Genomic DNA, 19,350 nt, shown 5'->3' with positions numbered 1-19,350 from the left:
GCGGCACAATTGACGCATGACATGGTCGATACACCTCTCGGCGGAGGAAGAAGCGGCGCTCGACGACTTCGCCGCCGCCGAGGGCCGATCGAGGCAGGAAATCGTCCGCGCGGCTCTGCGCGACTACCTCATGCGTCACCGACGCTGGTGCACGCCGATGTTCACCGCCGAGGAGAGTTTCGACTTAGGTGGTCCGATCAGGAAGAGCGACATCAGACGCCGCGGCGCGGACTAGTCACGCGGTTCGGGGTCGCGGCGCAGGGCTAGCTCCGCGAGTTCGGTCCAGTCGGCCAGGACCTGCTTGCGGCGTAGGCGGTCTCGGCCGACCATTTCGTCGAGGGTGGTGCCGCGGACCAGGTTGATGGTCAACCAGAAGGCGGATTCGATTCGCGCGCTGTCGATTCCGGGATCGATGCGGTCGGTGCACGCGGCGAGCAGTTCGAGGGTGAGATCGTGTTGGGCGCGCAGCATCTCGCGGCGTAGCACGCGGTCGTTGGCTATGCCGACGTAGAGCTCCACCGATGCCTTGCCGAGCTTGCCCGCGAAGGTGGCCGTCACCAACTCGACGAGCACCGCGCCACCGGTGCACGCCACGGGTAGCGTACGCAGCCGCCGCTGCAGAGCCTCCCGCTGCCGCTGCGTCAGATGCCCGATGGTCTGCGCGAAAAGCTGTTCCCGAGTGTGGAAGTGGTGCAGCTGAGCGCCGCGCGTCACCCCGGCGCGCGCGGTGATATCGGCGATCGACGCACCGCCGTAGCCGACCTCGGCCAGGCTATCCACGGCCGCGTCCAGCAGCGTCGCCCGCGTGCGCAGGCTCTTCTCCTGATGTTTGTTCGGCGGTAGCGGCGAAACCATTCGCCCAGTGTAGACGGCCATAAATGCGTGCTACATTGCATGCAATCAGGTGTCGTTCGTCACGAGATTGCGGGGTAGCCGAGATGGCGGTTGAGCGGATGCTGCCGACACAGGAGGCCAGGGACCTGCTCGAGTTGACCCGGGATATCGCGGACAAGGTGCTGGAGCCGCGGGTCGTCGAATGCGAGAAGTCCGCGACGTTCCCGGATGGCGTATTTCCCGCGCTCGGCGCGGCCGGGCTGCTGAGCCTGCCGTATCCCGAGGAGTTCGGCGGCGGTGGTCAACCGTACGAGGTCTACCTGCAGGTGCTGGAGGAGTTGGCGAGCCGCTGGGCGGCGGTCGCGGTGGCGGTGAGCGTGCACGGCCTGTCCTGCCATCCGCTGTTCACCTTCGGCTCCGATGCGCAGAAAAAGCGTTGGCTCGGCGATATGCTGTCCGGCGAAACCGTTGGCGCGTACAGCCTTTCGGAGCCGCAGGCCGGATCGGATGCCGCCGCGCTGCGCTGCCGGGCCACGAAAGTCGATGGCGGATATCGGATCACCGGATCGAAGGCGTGGATCACCAACGGCGGCAAGGCCGATTTCTACACGCTGTTCGCCAGGACCGGCGATGGCTCCCGCGGCATTTCCTGCTTCCTGGTGCCGCGCGACACGGCGGGGCTGAGCTTCGGCAAGCCCGAGGAGAAGATGGGCCTGCGCGGCATCCCGACGACAACGGCCGCCTACGACGCTGCGTTCGTGCCCGAAGAGCGGCTGATCGGCGAAGAGGGACAAGGGCTTTCGATAGCATTCAGCGCCCTCGATTCGGGACGTCTCGGCATCGCCGCGGTGGCCACCGGCCTGGCACAGCGCGCACTCGACGACGCGGTCGCCTACGCCAAGGAGCGAGAAGCGTTCGGCCGCCACATCATCGACCATCAGGGCCTCGGCTTCCTGCTCGCCGATATGGCCGCGGCGGTGGATTCGGCCCGCGCCACCTACCTCGACGCCGCCCGCCGCCGCGATGCCGGACTCCCCTACTCACGCCAGGCCAGCGTGGCCAAACTGATCGCGACGGACGCCGCCATGAAGGTCACCACCGACGCGGTCCAGGTTTTCGGCGGCTACGGCTACACCCAGGATTTCCCGGTGGAGCGGTATATGCGCGAGGCCAAGGTGATGCAGATCTTCGAGGGCACCAACCAGATCCAGCGGCTTGTGATCGCGCGTCAGCTCGCCGCCAACTGATGGCCGAAAATATGGATTCACTGTCCGGCGATCTCTCCTGACCTGCGGGTACCCGCCCGTACGCTGAGATCATGACATCGCCGTCCATCATCATCATCGGCGCGGGCTTCGCCGGACTCGGCCTGGCACTGGACCTGCGCCGCAACGGCCTGGACAACTTCCTCATCCTGGAACGCGCCGCCGACCTCGGCGGCGTCTGGCGGGAGAACACCTACCCCGGCGCCGCATGCGATGTACCGTCCCCGCTGTACTCGTGGTCGTTCGAGCCGAAATCCGATTGGCCACGGCGGTTTTCGGAACAGGCCGACATCCACGCGTATATGCGCACGGTGGTCGAGAAGTACGGACTGGCGCGCTACATCCGGTTCGGCACCGAGGTCACCGACGCCGAATTCGACGAGCGCGCGGGCCGCTGGACCGTCACCACCGCCGACGGCGCGAATCTCGTTGCCGACCTGCTGATCCCGGCGGTCGGCCAGCTGTCCCGGCCCGCCATGCCGAATCTGCCGGGCATCGACGCGTTCACCGGCCCGGCCTTCCACTCTGCCGAATGGGACCATCGCGTCGACCTCACCGGTAAGCGGGTGGCCTGCATCGGCACCGGAGCCAGTGCGATCCAATACATTCCGCGCATTCAGCCGAAAGCGGCCCACCTCACCCTGTTTCAGCGTTCGGCCGCCTGGGTGCTGCCCAAACCGGATACCGAATACAGCGCGCTGCATCACGCGCTGTTCAAGTACTTCCCGCCGAGCAGGCTGGCCGAGCGGTTCGCCGTATGGTCCTTCTTCGAGGTTATGGCGTTGGCGCTCACCGACATTCCCGCCATCAAAACCCCGGTGATCGCGCTCGCCGACCGGCACCGCACCAGACAGGTCACCGATCCGGAGCTGCGGGCCAAGCTGACACCCGATTACGCGGCCGGCTGTAAACGCGGACTCTTCTCCAACGACTACTTCCCGGCACTGACCCAACCCAACGTCACCGTGGAAACCTCGGCGATCGAGGCGATCACCCCATCGGGCATCCGCACCGCGGACGGCGTCGAACACGAGGTGGACGTCATCATCTACGGCACCGGCTTCAAAGGTACGGAATTCCTCGCGCCGATGAATATCTACGGTGCGGGCGGACGCAAGCTGGCCGATGTCTGGGGCGATGCGGGCGCCCGCGCCTACCTGGGACTATCCGTTCCCGGCTTTCCCAATATGTTCATCATGTACGGACCGAATACGAACGTCGGTTCCGGTTCGATCGTCTACATGCTGGAATCGCAGGCGCGCTATATCCGCCAGGTCGTCGAATATCTCACCGATCGGCCCGGTCGCTCGCTGGCCGCCAGGGCCGACGCCGAACAGCGCTGGGACGACTGGCTGCAGCGCAGGCTCGAAGACACGCCGTGGAACTTCTGCTCCAGCTGGTACCGCAACGCGGCGGGCCGGATCACCAACAACTGGCCCGGCGCGACGGTGCTCTACCGGTGGAAAACAAGGACATTCGACCCGGCCGACTACACCGAACGACAGGCGGCGCTGCCACTCGGCGCGGTCGGCTGACCAGGCACTATGCCCGACCCACTAGGCTTGGGCACTGTTCGACACACCGGACGGAAGAGGTGCGAACAGTGACCATCCTGCTGCTGATCATCGTGATCGTCGTCGCCGTCGCCGCATTCGTCATCGTGCAGTCCCGCCGAACCAAACAGCTCGCGGAACTGCAACTGGCCGATGCGCTCGCCGACGCCCGCCAGGTGAACGAGCGGCTCGGCGGCCAGGTATACAGCCTCACCGGCAGCAACGAGGCGGCCAAACAGGCGCTGGCCGACGCGTCCGAGCGGCATATCGCCGCCGGCTCGCAGCTCGAGCAGGCCCGTACACCCGCACAGGCGCGCCTCGCCAAACAGACCGCGCTGGAAGGGCTCTACTACATCCGCGCCGCACGCACCGCCATGAATATGGACCCCGGCCCCGAAGTGCCCGCGCTCGACGGCCAGAACACCGCGGGTCGAGTCACCGAGAACCGGACCATCGACTACGACGGCAGGCAGATCACCGCATCCCCGAACCCGTCGGCCAGCACACCCAACTACTATCCCGGCGGCCGCGTCGCCGGACGCCCCGTCCCCGCGGGCTGGTACTCCGAGCCGTGGTGGAAACCCGCGCTGATCGGCGGCGCCTGGGGCCTCGGCTCCGCACTCCTGTTCACCACCCTGTTCTCCGGTATGGATGGCGTGCACTACGACGCCCAAGGCTTCGAAAGCGGCTACGGCGACGGCTACCAAGACGGACTGGCCGCCGCGGACAGCGGCTACGACGGCAGTGGTTACAACGACGCAAGCTACGACTCCGGCAACTACGACAACAGCGGCTACGACTCGAGCGGCTACGACAGCGGCGACTTCTTCGACAGCGGCGGCGGTTTCGATGGCGGCTTCGACTCCGGCGGCGACTTCTAACCCCGGCCCGACCACCGTCACACCCCAGCGATGCGACCCAACCCGCCCACACCCGGTAGACTCCCATCGTCCCGGTGGATCACCATCCACCCGCCCTCGTAGCTCAGGGGATAGAGCACGGCTCTCCTAAAGCCGGTGTCGCAGGTTCGAATCCTGCCGAGGGCACAACAACTTTCGCGATTCACTCCGAATCCGTGGGGAGTGTGTGGGGAGCGTCACCGCCGAGCCGGTCCCGTGCCGCCCGCGCCTGCACATCCAGCTTCGACGCCACTTCGAGCAGGTCACTCGGGAAAAACGCCGCGTAGTGCTTCAGCGTCGTCGACGGTGATTCGTGGCCAAGCATCCAAGAAACCGCCACCACCGACGCGCCAGCCTGGATCGCGAGACTGGCCGCCATATCGCGCAGGTTCTGCGGCGCGATGTCCAGCGCCAGCCGTTCAACCACATCATCGAGCACGTCACGCCGAAAATTGCGATTCCGCAGCGGCGTATTTCGCTGTGACGGGAAAGCCAGCTCGTCCGCCTTCTTTCCATCGAGGTACCGGCCGAGATCTTCTACGAGGAATTCCGGGAGCGGCACCGTCCGCGCCTGATGTGTCTTCACGTCGCCGATCTCGCCGGTTTCGGCCACCAGCGCCTTCAAGAGCGGCGCGCTGCGACCCACAGCGGCGAGACGGGGCTCCGCTGCGCTCCGCCCCTCACCGGAGCGTCGGCCGTCGCAGCCCACGCCAGCTCGCCGACGAGATCCCATCAGCTCACCTTCGCAGCCGATGCCCACATCTGCTGGTCACGCATATACGAGTCGTATCGGACGATTGGGCGGATGCCTACCGATCAGGCCCGCTCAGGTAGCACAATCCCCTGTGCTGCCAGTTCCTCATCCGCATGCCATCCGTCGACCGTCCACTCGATGGTCAGGTCGTAATCATTACCCCAACGATCACGAATATCGTCAACGATGAGCTCCACCAACTCCCGCGCACCGTCCAACTGCTCGTTGATGCCGAAGTCCGAGTCGCGTAGACCCCACGTCGCCGCCCAGAAGTTGATATCCGGGTCGTGCGGTTCGTAATGCCTTGTCAACTCAACTTCGACAACCTCGGAGCCACGTGCCCGCGGTGGTGAAGACGGAGGAACATTCGGCCCAGGACGGGAAGCGGCCTTCTGCTCGGCACGCTCACGAGCACGACGCTGCTGACGGGATTCACTCATCTCTGGATGGTGAACCCAAACCCCCTGCCGGACAACCAGTCCCGACACGCCGACAGCGGTACCCCGCAATCAGCGGTCACGAACCCGGATCGTGGGGCTGCTCAAAGTGACGGCGATGAAAGTCATTCATCAGCAAGAGCGCCCGCTTCTCCAACCGCGCCATAGTCTCCGGGTCCATCCCCTGAGTCACGACGACGGACACAACGACCCGACCGTCCTCCCGCAGCGCAGGGTCGCTTTGGTGCGTTGCAATCCTGAAGCCGAGGGCACGACCGGCTCGTCGGCATGATCTGCGCGCCTCGGCGATGCCGTCAACGTCGGTCGGATCAAAGGATCTTCGCCATTCGAGATTCATCTCAAGCGATCGCATGATCTCCAACGTCAGTTCATCGGTGGGCTCACCCATACGATCGGATGGTACGCCCGGAAGGGCCCGACTCCCCGCCCGACCGAAGGGCGGCAAGTATGGACAGTCAGAGGCGCGGGGAGTGAGCGGGGAGTGAACCGGTGACACGCCGTCCCATCCGGTAGCACCGTCTAGCGGCAAATCGCTAGGTCAAAACCCTTGTTGGCCAATCTATCTGGGCGACGGCGCCCATCAGCGGCCGGGTGCCGAGGCGGGGCAGCAGCCGTCCGGTGAGCATGGGCACCACCACGATTGGGACTGTCATCGGTAGAAAGGCCATACCGGCTTGCAGTGGTGTCATGTCGTGCCCGGACACCATCCATTGGGACAGCGCGAAGAGCAGACCGTAGTAGATGAGCTGGGCCAGCACCGCGACCGTCAGGTCCACTCGAATCCGACTCAGCCGCAACAGTTTCGGAGGTAGCACCGGCACCAGAGCGCGCCGTTCCACCGCCGCCAGCACGCCACCGGCCAGCACGGCCACCAGCAATACGACTGCGGGGCCCGGGCGCAGCCACCCTCCCGTGCCCGCGTCGACCAGCCCGAAGGCCAGCGCAGTGAGCATGGCTCATCGACCTGCGCGCCGCTCGACGCTGAGGTAAGGGACCGACTCCCGGCGCACCGGACGCACGAGATCGACTGTGCGCCAACGACCGCACCCGTTGGTACGCCCGGAATCGGCACTATCCGACGTCCAACCGATGATCGAGTTACCTTGTCAGACAGGCGATCAGCTGGCGCAGGAGGTCATCAGTCCGGCCTTCGGCGACCTGTGGATTGCCCGGTGACATCAGTGCTCACAGGAGGGCATCTGTGGCCTCGAAGCCTCCGGCCAATTCAGCTTCTCGCCATCCATGATCCACGCCAACAAGTGCTCCTTTTCGTCGTAGAATTTCTGGAGATTTGTCGCTATTTCACAGCCAGGTTTGAGTTCCAGCTTGAGGTTGGACGCCTTTTCCTTGACCTTATCGTTGTAAATTTTCCTATTAGTGCACATTTTCTCGCGCGTATTCTTGTTGAAGCCATCGTCACCGTACAGACTGTTGCGGGCCTCCGATTGAATACCTTGGTTGCCCACGGTTTCGTACGGTTCCAGGTCGAGCCATACAGCCATCTCTTTGTACCACCGATTCTCATGCACCCCCTCACAAAGGCCCATGTCGTAGGCGATCTTCATAATATTCTCGTCCTCGGTATCTTCGTCGATCTGACCGTGAGCGGGCACCGCGGACAACATCACCGCAATAAATCCTGCTACGATAACCGGCACCCGGAGAAATGCACCGATACCGCGGTTCGCACGAATGCCCGGCCCCAACACTTTCTCGATCATTGCCACAACCTCCATATCTCGGTTAAAGAAAAGAATTTCCGGTAAGTCCCCAGCCCGTATTGCTGTCCAGGATCAGCAGCTCTGCCGCCCGGTCTTCTACACGCAATCAGGCCGAAGCAGGCACCGACATATCTTCGTTGCCACGGACGACGCGGATGGCAGGCGCGCTCGACGGCGATCTCCGACATCGGCTGGGCGACAAGGGATATCAAAGCTCCGGCATGGCCATCCGGCCAGGTCCGATGCCGACACCGATCCGAACTGATGTCCCGGAACAACTTTCGCGGTGGCACCCATCCGGCGGCTGGGCCGTACCGAATGACGTTGCGGCACTAGCCCTTCCTGGTAGCTACGCGTTGGCCGAGGATGTGCCTGCAGCACGGAACAGCGCCATTCGACATCCGTGCAGAGAAGCGTCAAATGCCCAGTTCACACGAATTTAGGAGACATATGATCCTCGGAATAGTCGGCCATCTGATCGTCGGTTTGCTCGACGTGGTTCGCGTTCTGCTCGCTCCCTAGCACACCGGTCTCGGGTGAGACCGGCCTTCCCGGTCTCACCCGAGACCGCGAGCCACGGTCCGACCGAATTGTGCTGTGCCACTGAGATTTTCCTGTCGACAAGGTGGGATGTTGTACGGAAGATTATTGCCTTCGGTCCGGTGCCGGGCAGCGGGCGCGGCGTTAGTGGTCTGCCTTGCCGTGATGGGCGCGGGCACCGCGCGAGCGGAATCGGAGGACCCGTCCGCGGTACCCGACCAGGGTTGTCCACCGCTGTACGTGCTCGGGGTGCAGGGCACCGGCCAGTCCGCCCCGGATGCCGATCTCACAAGCGATTCAGGACTGCTGGCAACGATTTTGGGGCCGTTGACCGGAATGGGGCACGCGTTGGTCGCCCGCGCCTACGTGCCCTATGCGGCGGGATTCGGGGGCGCGGTACCGGGTGGGCCGTTGCCGTATTCGGCATCGGTGTCCGGTGGACTGGACAAGCTGCGGGAGATGGCCGCCGAGGTGGTGCGGCACTGTCCGGCGACCGAACTCGGTATGGTGGGTTATTCCCAAGGGGCGCATATCGTTTCGATGTTCGCCCAGGAGGTGGGCCAGGGCGCCGGTGTGGTGCCCGCGGATCGGGTGGCCGCGGTGGCGTTGTTGGCTGATCCGACGCGGGGGCCCGCCGCACCGCTGTTCCCCGGCGCGCCAGGCAGTTCCGGCCCGGATCCGGCGCCGGGAACCACGGGGGCGAATGTATCCGGGTTGTCGGTGGCCGCGCAGGAGACCGCGTCGGGCGGCGGTATCGGACCCGAGCGCGATATCGCCACTGATTTCGGCGCGCTCACCGGCCGGGTGGCCTCGTTCTGCATCCCCGGCGATCTGTCCTGCGACGCGCCGACCGGTATACCGCTGTTGCGGATGCTGGTCAATATCGCCGGGCAGTCCGAGCTGGATCCGGCCGATCCGCTCGCGGCGCTGGCCTCGATCGCCGAGGTCGCGCGGGAAACCGCGGCCAAAACCGCGACCGCCGTGGTGAATCAGGATGTCCTCGGCTATTCCCTCGGCACCCTCGCACTGGCTCCCGGCCTGCCGTTGAGCAGGCGGCTGGCCGAGGCCTCCGATCCCAGGGAAACCCCGGACGTCCGACAGGCGTTATCGAAAATCGCTGCGAGCGCGTTCAATTCGGTCACCCTCGCCCTTACCGGCACCGCATTGCCGATGGGTGATCTCGCCGAGGTCATGACCGTCGGCGCGACGGACCCGCTGGCGGGCCTGGCTTGCCTGGCCCAGAAAATCCTTGCGGCAGCGCATAATCCGCCGCCCCGCCCGGCTGCCCATCGGTTGCTCAGCGAGATCTTCGACGCGGTGGGTCAAGTGATCGCCGAGGGCGGCCAACTGCTCGATCCGGAGATCTGGTCAAAATACCTCGACACCGTCCGCAGGCATGGCGCCTACGCGGTCGCGGCCTTCACCACCGGTGGCGATCCCGCCGTCCGGTTCGTCACCGACTGGTTCACCGCGGTGGCCCGTGACCTGGCCGGGCACCGGATCCCCCGCGCCGCACCCACACCGGTCGGCCTCGCGCCAACCGCGCCGAACCCGCCCACTCCCGACCCCGTCGCCACACCGGAACAGCCTGCGCCGATACAGGTTTCGAATATGGCCGAGCAACCGTCGGCACCGGATACCCACAGTCGGCAGTCCGGAGATCCGCATCCGCTCGGCTACGGCCATCGCCCGGAGCCATACCTCACCTGGCTGCTGATCCTGCTGAGCGTCAGCGCTGCCCTGTGGGGGCTCGGACGGCTGGTCGCCCGCTATCTGACGCGTAACCTCTAAGCGCGAATCCCGCCGAGGGCGCAACGCCTTTCGCGACTCACATCGGGTACACCGGATGCTTGCGCGGATTGAATTCCGGTTTGACCGTCGGCTTGTCGCGCAACAGGCGTAGGGCGTGGCGTATTTCCAGGCGGGTCCGTGACGGTTCGATGACCGCGTCGATGTAGCCGCGTTCGGCGGCCACCCACGGGGTGGCGATCGTCTCGTTGTAATGGTTGATCATGAATTCGCGTGCCGCGCTGCGTTGTTCCTCCGGCATCGCCGCCAACTGGCGTTTACCGAGTAGGTCGACCGCGCTTTCCGCGCCGATCACCGCGATTCGGGCGGTCGGCCACGCGAAACTGATATCCGCGCCGACCTGCCGGGCGGCCATCATGCCGTACGCACCGCCGTAGGACTTGCGCACCACCAGGTTGATGATCGGCACCGTCGCCTCGATGATCGCGCGCGGGACACGGCCGCCGCGGATGATCACACCGCTGGCTTCCTCCGCGAGGCCGGGCAGCACGCCCGGGGTGTCGGCGACGAACACCAGCGGAATGTTGAACGCATCGCACAGCCGGATGAAATAGGTCGACTTGTCCGAGCAGGCGGCGTCGATGGAACCGCCGAGCACCAGCGGCTGGTTGGCGATGACACCGACCGGATATCCGTCCACCCTGGCGAATCCGGTGATCAGATTCGGCGCGAACGCGGCGCGGATCTCGTGGAATCCGCCGTCGTCGAAGATCCGCAGCAGGATCTCGTGCATGTCGTAACCGGCGCGATCGGAATCCGGGATGATCGTGTCGAGCTCCCGGTCGGAAGCCGTGATCTCCGGTTCCAGGCCGGGATTCACGATCGGCGGCTGCTCGAGGCAGCTGGTCGGCATGTAGCTCAGGTAATCGCGGGCCCAGGCGTAGGCCTCCTGCTCGGTGTCGGCCACATGGTGCAACGTCCCGCGTTCGGCCTGTACCTGGGCGCCGCCGAGCTCCTCGGCGGTCACCTCCTCACCGTTGACGGCCTTGATCACCTCCGGCCCGGTGACGAACATGTAGGAGTCCTTGGTGCCGATGAGCACGTCGGTGTTGATCGGCCCGTACACCGAACCCGCGGCACATTTGCCGAGAATGATCGACACCTGCGGCACGTAGCCGGACAATTTCTCCAGCACCCGCGAAATGTCACCGAACGAGGCGATGGAACCCACCGCGTCCTGGATGCGCGCACCGCCCGAATCGTTGATCGTCACCACCGGGCATGCATTGTCGAACGCGAATTGCAGTGCCCGCATGAACTTTTGGGCGGAGGTGACGCCGACCGACCCGCCGTACACGGTCTGATCGTGTGAGATCACCACCACCGGACGTCCCCCGATCGACCCGCGACCGGTAACCAGTCCATCGCCGTAGAGCGCATCCGATTGACCGGGTTGCCGGGCCAGCGCACCTGTCTCGATGAACGTTCCGGGGTCGAGCAGCATGTTCACCCGCTCCCGAACGCTTGGAACGCCCTTCTTCGCCCGCTTGGCCGCACCGGCCTCACCCGCCGGTTCCGCGGCGATCTCCAGGATCTTTGCCAATTCATCGAGCTTCGCCCGCGTACCGATCACGCCTCGTGCCACCTTCTCAGTCAAACGGTTGTGCACCAGCGAGGTTAAGCGGTATCGACAACGTATGGGAGATCAACGCCTTTCGAGCACCTGACGGCTGGGGTGCGGCACGTTGCTTCGGGCTCAGTGCCCGCCGCGGCGATTGATGAGCGCCTCGATGCCGTCCAGGATCCGCCCGAGGCCGAATTCCACATCGGTGTCGTCCATACCGCCTTTGCGGTAGCGGCTGTCGGTGAGGATGGCCGCGACCCGCGGGTAGCCGCGTTCGAGCAGTCGTGGCCGCAGGAATTCGGCCAGCGCACGGGTGTTTTCGTCGGGCACGCTCGCGCGCACGTCGCGAAGTAGGGATGCGGTGCTGCGCACCCAGCCGTCGACCAGCACGGCGCAGCCCAGCAGGTCCTCGTTGTCCAGCCCGGTGTCGGCCATCGCGTCCAGAAAGACTTCCAGCCAGCGCAGTTGGTTGGGTGTGGTGGGTCCGCCGCGCACCGGGAGTTCGATCAGCCAGGGGTGTACGCGGATGCGCTCGAGCTGAGCGCGCGCCCAGGCGGTGACCGCGGTACGCCAGCCTTCGGGCAGCGGTTCCGGCGGCAGGCCCCAACCGGCGTCCGCGGTCAGGACGAGAAGTTCCTCCTTGGAGCGCAAGTACCGATAGAGCGCATTGGCCGTGATGCCGAGACGCATGGCGATCGACGGCATGGACAGCGCCGCATAGCCCTCGGCGTCGGCCTGAGCGAGGGCCGCCGCGACGATCTGCGCGACGCTGTAAGCCGGTTTCGGCCCCCGCCGTGGCGTCGTGGCATGCCCCCAGGCCAATGCGGTGCCGGGCGGCAGCAACTCGATCCTGTCCTCGTCCACCTGGACATCCTTGCATCCAAAACAGGTAAAGCCATAAACTGTTCATGGCACACACTATTAAAATTGATTCGGAGGATCGACCATGGCGGAATCGAGCAGGCGCGACATCCTTCGGGGCGCGGCCGCGTTGACCGTTCTCGGAGTGACCGCGGCCAACCTCGACGCGCCGCCCGCCGGCGCCGGCCAAGAGCGGTACCCATTCCTCGAGGGCGCCTTCGCGCCGGCGCGAGAGGAAGTGACCGCGTTCGCGCTGCCGGTCACCGGCCGCATCCCGAGCGAGCTCAACGGGTGTTATCTACGCACCGGGCCCAACGTGCTCGGCCTGGAGGATCCGCGCGCGCACCACTGGATGTCGGGCGAGGGCATGGTGCACGGCGTCCGGCTGCGTGACGGCCGGGCCGAGTGGTACCGCAACCGTTGGGTGCGTTCGTCCGGGGTCGCGGCAAAGCTGGGTGAGCCGTACCGGTGGCCGGTGCCCGCGGAAGACTTCGCGCCCAACACGCACGTCATCGACCATCATGGCCGGATACTCACGCTGCAGGAGAGCGGGCCGCCGCCGTACGAACTCGACAGAGAGTTGAATACGTTGGGGCCCTATGATTTCGGCGGATCGCTGACGGGTTCCTACACCGCGCACACCAAATTCGATGAGCAGGCCGATGAACTGCACGCGGTGACCTACCACCCGACCTGGGATCACGTGCGGCACCTGGTCGTCGACCGGACCGGCCGCGTGGTGCGGACCACCCGGATCGAGGTCGCCGACCATCCGATGATGCACGACTTCGCGCTCACCGAGCGTTATGTGGTGATCTTCGATGTACCGGTCACATTCGACCCCCAACCGGGCAAGGTGGTGCCCTACAAATGGAACGTCGACCACGCGGCCAGGGTGGGCGTCATGGATCGGGCAGGCGGCCCGGTCAACTGGTTCGCCGTGGATCCGGTGTTCTACTCCCACACGCTCAACGCCTACGACGAAGGCTCCACGGTGACAGTGGATTTGACAACGTTCCCGGCGCCTTTCGAGGTAGCGGGCAAGCAGGGCTTCGGCGGACCGTCGGCCTCGGGCACGCCCGTATTGGAGCGCTGGACAATCGATTTGGCGCTCGGCCAGGCGCGGCGGCGCGTGCTGGACGATCGGCCGCAGGAGTTCCCGCGCGTCAAGGAAAGTCTGGTGTCACGCAGGCACCGGTACGGCTACTCGGCCTCGCCCGGTGACCTGTTCGACACCTACCTCGACAAGCCGGCCAACTCCTTCGGCAACGCATTGATCAAACACGACTTGTCCGAAGGGAATTCGCAAGTTCACCGGTTCGGCCCGAACGCGGCCGCCAGTGAAGCGGTGTTCGTGCCGGCGGCGCAGAGCAAGACCGAGGACGACGGCTACGCACTCGCCTACGTGAACAATCCGGAGCGCAATGCCTCGGACCTGGTGATCCTCTCCGCACAGGACTTCACCGGAAATCCCTTGGCCCGCATCCACCTTCCGAAACCGGTATCGCTGGGATTCCACGGCAGCTGGGTGGCCGACTGAGCCCGCCGTGCTGCCGAGGACTCCCCTTTCGCGGTGAAACCGGCTGCGGTCAGGCAGGTCTCATGGTTCGATGACGCGGCTGGTGAATTCGAATGGTCCGCCGTCGATGCCCCAGGAGATGATTCGTTCGGGGTGAATCCGGATGACCGCGCGTTCCTGGGGCGGGAACGGCGGCTCCTCGTCATCGAGCGCCTCGGCCGTGCCGCGTACCTCGATGCCGCGAATCACGTACGGCTCCAACGAAACCTGTTGGTCGACGACGAACGACACCCGGCTGCCCGCCTCGACGTTGCGGTACTTCCGGCTGGTACGCATCCGCATGCCACCGATGTCGATCGTGCCGTCGGCGTTCACTCGATAGCCGGTCGGGTTGTTCTGCACGACGCCGTCGGGCGATACCGTTGCCAGCCGGCCGATCCCGGCCTCGGACAGGAACCGCTGTTCGTTGCTGGTGAAGGTCATATCGGTACTCCTCGGTGAATTCGATTCGGGCGCTTCGAGATCAGAACAGGATGAGCGCGGCACACAGTCCGGCGATGGCGATGAACTGCAGGGTGACCCGGTACTTCAGGATGCTGTCCCACTTGTCCTGCAGCGCACGGGCATTGGGCGGAATGATGCCGCTTTGCGCGGCGGCGGTCTGCTGAGTATTGATCGGTTTCGCGACGCGGACGTAGAAGGCGAGCCAGGTGAACAGCGCCGCCACCGTGATCCCCGCCGCGACAGCGGCTCCGATCTGCCCGGCCCACAACGCGATCAGCAGCGTGAGCACCGCGGCGACCGCACCGCCCGCACCGAACACCGGCATGCGCTTATCGCCGTAGTAGTGACCCCATCCCGCGCTGATGGTCACGGTCGCGTCATCGAGCTTGCGGTATACCGACCGGGTGATCAGGGCCACGGACGCATCGGTGCCATAGACCACCGCATTGGCGAGAACGGCGACGGCGGCGATGATCTGGCCGGTGACAATGAGCATTTCGGCTTCCCTTCCCAAAATCTAGCATCGCTAGAAGCTGGAGCAACGGTAACATTGCTCCGCTAACTTGTCTAGCGTTGCTAGATTTCTGCTCGCCGCAGCGGCATCACGCTCGAATCAGCAAGCCCGTTCCGGGCACTCGCATCTGTCCTGCGTCGTTCAGATCGTCAGGCCCATGCCCTGTGCCAGCATCGGCCACGAATCGTGCAGCGCCTTTTCCCAGTACGGCCAGTAATGCGTTCCGACCGGGTCGAATTGATAGGTGGCCGGGATGTTCAACGCGTCGAGGCGGGTCTTCAAATTGTGAGTGCAGCCGTTCACGGCGCCTTCGATGATCACGCCGAGTGCGAGGGTCGTCGGGCCGCCATTGTTCAGGTAGTAGTTGACGTCGTCGGCCATCGGGATGCCGCTGCCACTGGAGATGTAGAGCTGGGTGCCGCGCAGTTTCTCGGCGTTGACGACCGGGTCGTTGGCGGCCCACAACGGGCTGTCGGCCGGGCCGAACATATTCAGAGTGTTGCCGCCGCCCCAGGTTTCAACGGAGAGTTTGACGAACTGCTGTCCCATCGGGTCGGCGATCTGCGCGCACCCGCTATAGGCGGCGACACTCTTCCACAGGCCCGGTTTGGCCTCGGCCAACGCCAGCACCGATGTGCCGGAGGTCGACAGACCGGTCATGGCGTTGCGGCCCGTCGAGTGCAGGGTCGCGTCCAACAGCGGGGGCAGTTCCTCGGTGAAGAACGTCTTCCACTTGTTCACGCCCAGTTGGGGATCGGGTCGCAGCCAGTCGGCGTAGTAGCTGCCGAAACCACCGATCGGCTGAATCACGTTGACCTGCTTATCGGCCAGCCAGGCGAACGCATCGGTTCGCGCCTTCCAGTTCGCGGTGCCCTCACCGCCGTCGAGACCATTGAGCATGTACAGGTTCGGGGCGGGTGTGGATTCGTCGGCCGGACGCTGGACATCGACGGAGATATCTTTGCCCATCGCCGCCGAGTACACCTTCAAATGCCAGGTTCGACCGTCCTTGATGACGGAGGTGACCGCGGAGGGCTTCTCCGGACCTGCCGACGCGGTGGCACCGAGCGTTACCAAAGACAGTGCGGCAGTGAGTGTTACGGCAAGGGCAACACTCCGTAGAGCTGAGAGTTTCATCGAGCAGTCGGTTCCGATCCGTAGGTCGCAGTCGCTTGTCGTCGGGGTGATTCCGGCCTGCGGACCGCCACATCCCCCAAGCTGCTATGTCTTTCGCCGCGACAAGGCTGTTACACGACCGAGACGTTGGGCACTCGGCTGACATCTTGTGGTCTAGTTGTATCCGAGACGAGGACGCGTCCGCACGCACCTGGTGTATCGGTCTGGCGATGAAGCCGAGATGAAGATGGGAGCGTGCCGCCCATGCGTGTGCTGGTTGTCGAGGATGAGCCCAAGATGGCCGAGTTGCTGCGGCGGAGCTTGGCCGAAGAGGGGTATGCCGTCGATGTGGCGGTCGATGGGCTCGACGGGTACGGGGTGGCGGCCAGCCGCCTGTACGACGCGATCGTGTTGGATGTGATGCTGCCCGGCCGAAGCGGGTTCGAGATATGCGAACAGCTACGGGCGGAAGGGATTTGGGTGCCCGTGCTGTTGTTGACGGCGCGCGGCGCGGTGCGCGACCGGGTGAGCGGGTTGGATGGCGGGGCGGACGACTATCTGACCAAGCCGTTCCATCTGGACGAGTTGTTCGCCCGGCTGCGCGCACTGATCCGGCGTGGCCCGGTGCCGCGGCCGACGATGCTGGCGGCCGGGGATCTGCGGATGGACACCACCGAGCGGCGCTGCTGGCGTGGCGATGACGAAATTCTTTTGACTGCAAAGGAATACGCCCTGCTCGAGATGTTCCTGACGCAGCCGGGAACGGTGTTGACGCGGGAGGCGCTGACCGAGCACTGCTGGGATTTCGCATTCGAGTCGAGGTCCAATGTCGTCGACGTGCATATGCGGGGGTTGCGGGACAAGATCGACCGGCCGTACGGGGTGACGTCGCTGGAGACGGTGCGCGGTGTCGGATATCGGTTGCGTAAGGACGGCGGGCGAGCACGATGATCCGCCGCTGGCCGATCCGGATCCGCCTCACCGCCGCGTTCACGATCATGATGGCCGCGGTGTTGACCGTGATCGGCTACGCGACCGTCGCGCACATGCGCTCATTCCTGGACACGTCGGTCACCGAGTCGCTGATCTACCAACTCACCGAGCTCCGGCCGGTCGCCGCGGCCGTGGAGCCGACACTGCCGGGGCCGAGTCAGGACACCGCGGCGCAGGTCCTCACGGCCGATGGACATGTGGTCGCGGCGACGGCGGAACTTCCTGGGCCGTCGGTTCTTTCGGACGCCGAGTTGGCCGCCGCTCGGCGTGGCACCGTGATCGCCGATCACCCGTCCGCCGGAGACCTGTCGGGGCCGGTTCGATTGGCCGCAACGAGCGCGCCCCAGGATCGGATCGTGGTGGTCGTGGTCAGCCTCGCCGATCGTGACGCGGCGGTCGCGGATCTGGCACGGGAACTCGTCATCGCATTTCCGCTGGTGCTCGTGGCGGCGGCGGTGGGGGCGTATGCGCTGGCGGTGGCGGCCCTGCGTCCGGTGGAACGGATGCGGGCGCGAGCCGCGGGTATCACGCATACCGATCCGGCCGCGCGCCTGCCGATTCCGGCGGCGAACGATGAAATCTCCCGGCTCGGAACCACTTTCAACGAACTGCTGGCACGGTTGTATGAGGCGGTCGACCGGGAGCGACGATTCGTCGCCGACGCCGGTCACGAATTGCGCACTCCGCTCGGGCTGCTCACCACCGAACTCGAACTCGCGCTGCGCAGGCCGCGCGGCAATGCCGAACTCACCGAGGCCTTGCGCTCGGCGCTGGAGGAGACCGAACGGCTGTCACGGCTGGCCCGAAATATGTTGTCGGCCACCGCGGACCAGCCTCGCGATCCCGGATCACCGCTGCCGGTGATCGATCTGCCGCCGCTGCTGGACGCGGTGGTGGCGCGGCACGGCATGGCGGCTCGCGATATCACCGTCGATTGTCCACCCGGGGCGCGGGCCGCCGCGGACTCGGCGGATCTGGATCGCATCATGACCAACCTGGTCGACAATGCCATCGAGCACGGCGGCCCGCCGGTCGACATCCGGGTGGACACCGGCGGCGCGGCGGTGATCGTCACCGTCCGCGACCACGGCCCCGGCATCGATGCGGAGTTTCTGCCGCATGCGTTCGAGCGGTTCGCTCGGGCGGACGCCGCGCGAACCCGGGGTGGCAGTGGGCTCGGTTTGGCCATCGTCGCCGCGCTCGCACAGCGCAATGCGGCGACCATTACCGCCGCCAACCACCCCGGCGGCGGGTTCCTGGTCACCGTGACGCTGTCGGCGCCGCCGTAGCGGCCGACTCGGATGATGACGTCAACCATCCCGGTGGTCACCTGCTCATAATTTCTGAATCGTCGAAACCTGTTGGAAATCTAGCTATTTCGCGAGGTTTGTCGCGTCCAGAGCCGCGCGGAGGGTCTTGGCGATGGTGACCGCGTCGTCGACGGCCCAGTAGTGCAGGAAGAAGATGTGCGGGTCGTCGGTGAGCATGTGGTTGTGCAGTTCCACGACATCGATGCCGCCCCTGCGCAGTGCTTCGATCACCTTGTCGACTTCCGTTGCGATGAGCGCGAAATCGCCGTTGACGGCGGCCTTTCCGGCACCGGTCGGCTGGAAGTTGATCACGGTGGTGACGCCGAAGGTCGGGGGCAGCACATGTCCGCTGTCGCTGATGGTTTCGGCGCGGGCGAGGTTGTATTTGAACAGGCCGCCGTCGGCGGTTCCCTTGCGGCCCAACGCCGCGTCCACACCGGCGGTGTCGATATCGACCGGCGGCTGCTGGGCGGGCGGTGCGGCGGCGGGGGCGATGGAGGTGGCGTCGAGGACGGCCTTCATGGCCTTGCCCAGTTGCGCCGGGTCGCCCATGCCCTCGATATGGGTCCACCAGACCTGTGGGGAGTGTCCGAGCAGATGCTTGTGCAGGGCGGTCTGCCGCAGGCCGTTGGCATGCAGCGCATCGGTGACCTTCGGCAATTCCTCCTCGGTGACAACCAGATCGCCCATCACCATGGCGCCGTCGTCGTATTTGCCGAACGCGGCGTAGCCGCCGAGCGACAGGCCCGGTTTGATGTCCACGCCCTGGGACTGCACGTGCAGGTCCGAACGGACCAGCGGGATCCGGTAGACGGTGTTGTTGTCGCCGAATTTCCCGGTCCGCCCGAGCGCGTCGGTGACCGGTTGCCAATCGGCGCCGGTGGTGGCGACCGGCTTGTGCGAGCCGCCCATCGGCATATCCGTGGTCGAAGTGCTGGAGGTGCCGCTATTGCTGGAGCACCCCGCCGCCACCGTGACGGCGAGCAGTGCGGTCAGGATCGCCACACGTCGGACGGATCGACCGGCTGAAACGCGCATGAGGATTCCTTGTCGTCGGAGTAGGCGGCCCGACCGAGGCGAGACGGGCTGCGGGGCAAGGTATATCGGCCGTTCATGAAGCCGAGATGAAGATGCCG

20 protein-coding genes and 1 tRNA gene are annotated in these 19,350 nt (G+C 65.4%); 9 read left to right on the top strand and 12 right to left on the bottom strand.

Features of this window, described 5'->3' with window-relative positions; translation table 11 throughout:
- The first annotated feature begins 16 nt into the window (after positions 1-16).
- Positions 17-235, top strand: a complete 219-nt coding sequence (locus LGY53_RS18835; protein ID WP_225727954.1) for a CopG family transcriptional regulator — start codon at positions 17-19, stop codon at positions 233-235.
- On the opposite strand, the gene LGY53_RS18830 is transcribed toward LGY53_RS18835, so the two are convergent.
- A complete protein-coding gene (locus LGY53_RS18830; RefSeq protein ID WP_225727953.1) occupies positions 232-855 on the bottom strand; it encodes a TetR/AcrR family transcriptional regulator in 624 nt (207 codons plus the stop codon). The two genes, LGY53_RS18835 and LGY53_RS18830, sit on opposite strands and share 4 nt — an antisense overlap.
- A gap of 83 nt (positions 856-938) precedes the next feature.
- Here LGY53_RS18830 and LGY53_RS18825 point away from each other — a divergent pair, with 83 nt between their 5' ends.
- The 4 genes from LGY53_RS18825 (at position 939) to LGY53_RS18810 (ending at position 4,698) form a co-directional block, all read left to right on the top strand.
- On the top strand, positions 939-2,081 hold the full coding sequence (locus LGY53_RS18825; protein ID WP_225727952.1) for an acyl-CoA dehydrogenase family protein: 1,143 nt from the start codon (positions 939-941) through the stop codon (positions 2,079-2,081).
- Between the two features lie 71 nt (positions 2,082-2,152).
- Positions 2,153-3,634, top strand: a complete 1,482-nt coding sequence (locus LGY53_RS18820; protein ID WP_225727951.1) for an NAD(P)/FAD-dependent oxidoreductase — start codon at positions 2,153-2,155, stop codon at positions 3,632-3,634.
- 74 nt (positions 3,635-3,708) lie between these two features.
- Complete coding sequence (locus tag LGY53_RS18815; protein WP_225727994.1) at positions 3,709-4,533, top strand: DUF1542 domain-containing protein; 825 nt, start codon at positions 3,709-3,711, stop codon at positions 4,531-4,533.
- 92 nt (positions 4,534-4,625) lie between these two features.
- A tRNA-Arg gene (locus tag LGY53_RS18810) sits at positions 4,626-4,698 on the top strand.
- Positions 4,699-4,714: 16 nt separating this feature from the next.
- Here LGY53_RS18810 and LGY53_RS18805 read toward each other — a convergent pair.
- The 5 genes from LGY53_RS18805 to LGY53_RS18785 all read right to left on the bottom strand — a co-directional run bounded on the left by LGY53_RS18805 (position 4,715) and on the right by LGY53_RS18785 (position 7,484).
- Positions 4,715-5,176: a site-specific integrase gene (locus LGY53_RS18805; RefSeq protein WP_225727950.1), complete on the bottom strand. Its 462-nt coding sequence runs from the start codon at positions 5,174-5,176 to the stop codon at positions 4,715-4,717.
- A gap of 191 nt (positions 5,177-5,367) precedes the next feature.
- Positions 5,368-5,616 (bottom strand): hypothetical protein, encoded by a 249-nt coding sequence (locus tag LGY53_RS18800; RefSeq protein WP_225727949.1) that lies wholly within the window; start codon positions 5,614-5,616, stop codon positions 5,368-5,370.
- Between the two features lie 205 nt (positions 5,617-5,821).
- Positions 5,822-6,151: a hypothetical protein gene (locus tag LGY53_RS18795; protein WP_225727948.1), complete on the bottom strand. Its 330-nt coding sequence runs from the start codon at positions 6,149-6,151 to the stop codon at positions 5,822-5,824.
- Positions 6,152-6,296: 145 nt separating this feature from the next.
- Complete coding sequence (locus LGY53_RS18790; protein WP_225727947.1) at positions 6,297-6,716, bottom strand: hypothetical protein; 420 nt, start codon at positions 6,714-6,716, stop codon at positions 6,297-6,299.
- A gap of 225 nt (positions 6,717-6,941) precedes the next feature.
- Positions 6,942-7,484, bottom strand: a complete 543-nt coding sequence (locus LGY53_RS18785) for a hypothetical protein (protein ID WP_225727946.1) — start codon at positions 7,482-7,484, stop codon at positions 6,942-6,944.
- Between the two features lie 630 nt (positions 7,485-8,114).
- Between LGY53_RS18785 and LGY53_RS18780 the strand changes: the two genes are divergently transcribed.
- Positions 8,115-9,815, top strand: a complete 1,701-nt coding sequence (locus tag LGY53_RS18780) for a cutinase family protein (RefSeq protein WP_225727945.1) — start codon at positions 8,115-8,117, stop codon at positions 9,813-9,815.
- Positions 9,816-9,852: 37 nt separating this feature from the next.
- Here LGY53_RS18780 and LGY53_RS18775 read toward each other — a convergent pair whose 3' ends face one another.
- Positions 9,853-11,406 (bottom strand): acyl-CoA carboxylase subunit beta, encoded by a 1,554-nt coding sequence (locus tag LGY53_RS18775; RefSeq protein WP_225727944.1) that lies wholly within the window; start codon positions 11,404-11,406, stop codon positions 9,853-9,855.
- Between the two features lie 123 nt (positions 11,407-11,529).
- Positions 11,530-12,261 (bottom strand): TetR/AcrR family transcriptional regulator, encoded by a 732-nt coding sequence (locus LGY53_RS18770; protein ID WP_225727943.1) that lies wholly within the window; start codon positions 12,259-12,261, stop codon positions 11,530-11,532.
- Positions 12,262-12,343: 82 nt separating this feature from the next.
- On the opposite strand from LGY53_RS18770, the gene LGY53_RS18765 reads away from it, so the two are divergent.
- Positions 12,344-13,798 (top strand): carotenoid oxygenase family protein, encoded by a 1,455-nt coding sequence (locus LGY53_RS18765; protein WP_225727942.1) that lies wholly within the window; start codon positions 12,344-12,346, stop codon positions 13,796-13,798.
- Between the two features lie 60 nt (positions 13,799-13,858).
- On the opposite strand, the gene LGY53_RS18760 is transcribed toward LGY53_RS18765, so the two are convergent.
- The 3 genes from LGY53_RS18760 to LGY53_RS18750 form a co-directional block, all read right to left on the bottom strand.
- Positions 13,859-14,260, bottom strand: a complete 402-nt coding sequence (locus LGY53_RS18760) for a PPOX class F420-dependent oxidoreductase (protein ID WP_225727941.1) — start codon at positions 14,258-14,260, stop codon at positions 13,859-13,861.
- Positions 14,261-14,300: 40 nt separating this feature from the next.
- Entirely contained in the window at positions 14,301-14,777 is a 477-nt protein-coding gene (locus tag LGY53_RS18755) for a DUF1772 domain-containing protein (protein ID WP_225727940.1), read from the bottom strand.
- A 159-nt stretch (positions 14,778-14,936) separates the two neighbouring features.
- Positions 14,937-15,932: an alpha/beta hydrolase family protein gene (locus LGY53_RS18750; RefSeq protein ID WP_225727939.1), complete on the bottom strand. Its 996-nt coding sequence runs from the start codon at positions 15,930-15,932 to the stop codon at positions 14,937-14,939.
- 243 nt (positions 15,933-16,175) lie between these two features.
- Between LGY53_RS18750 and LGY53_RS18745 the strand changes: the two genes are divergently transcribed.
- A complete protein-coding gene (locus LGY53_RS18745; RefSeq protein ID WP_225727938.1) occupies positions 16,176-16,862 on the top strand; it encodes a response regulator transcription factor in 687 nt (228 codons plus the stop codon).
- The gene (locus LGY53_RS43965) at positions 16,859-18,193 is read left to right on the top strand and encodes a cell wall metabolism sensor histidine kinase WalK (RefSeq protein WP_305082734.1); all 1,335 of its coding nucleotides are present in this window, start codon (positions 16,859-16,861) and stop codon (positions 18,191-18,193) included. Before LGY53_RS18745 ends, LGY53_RS43965 begins: the two co-directional genes overlap by 4 nt.
- A gap of 84 nt (positions 18,194-18,277) precedes the next feature.
- Here the strand turns inward: LGY53_RS43965 and LGY53_RS18730 are convergent, their stop codons facing one another.
- Positions 18,278-19,252: a DUF1259 domain-containing protein gene (locus LGY53_RS18730; RefSeq protein ID WP_225727937.1), complete on the bottom strand. Its 975-nt coding sequence runs from the start codon at positions 19,250-19,252 to the stop codon at positions 18,278-18,280.
- Positions 19,253-19,350 lie beyond the last annotated feature (98 nt).

This window comes from Nocardia sp. JCM 34519.1, from assembly GCF_020361265.1.
Lineage (GTDB): Bacteria > Actinomycetota > Actinomycetes > Mycobacteriales > Mycobacteriaceae > Nocardia > Nocardia arthritidis_A.
This window is presented reverse-complemented; position numbering and strand designations above follow the sequence as displayed.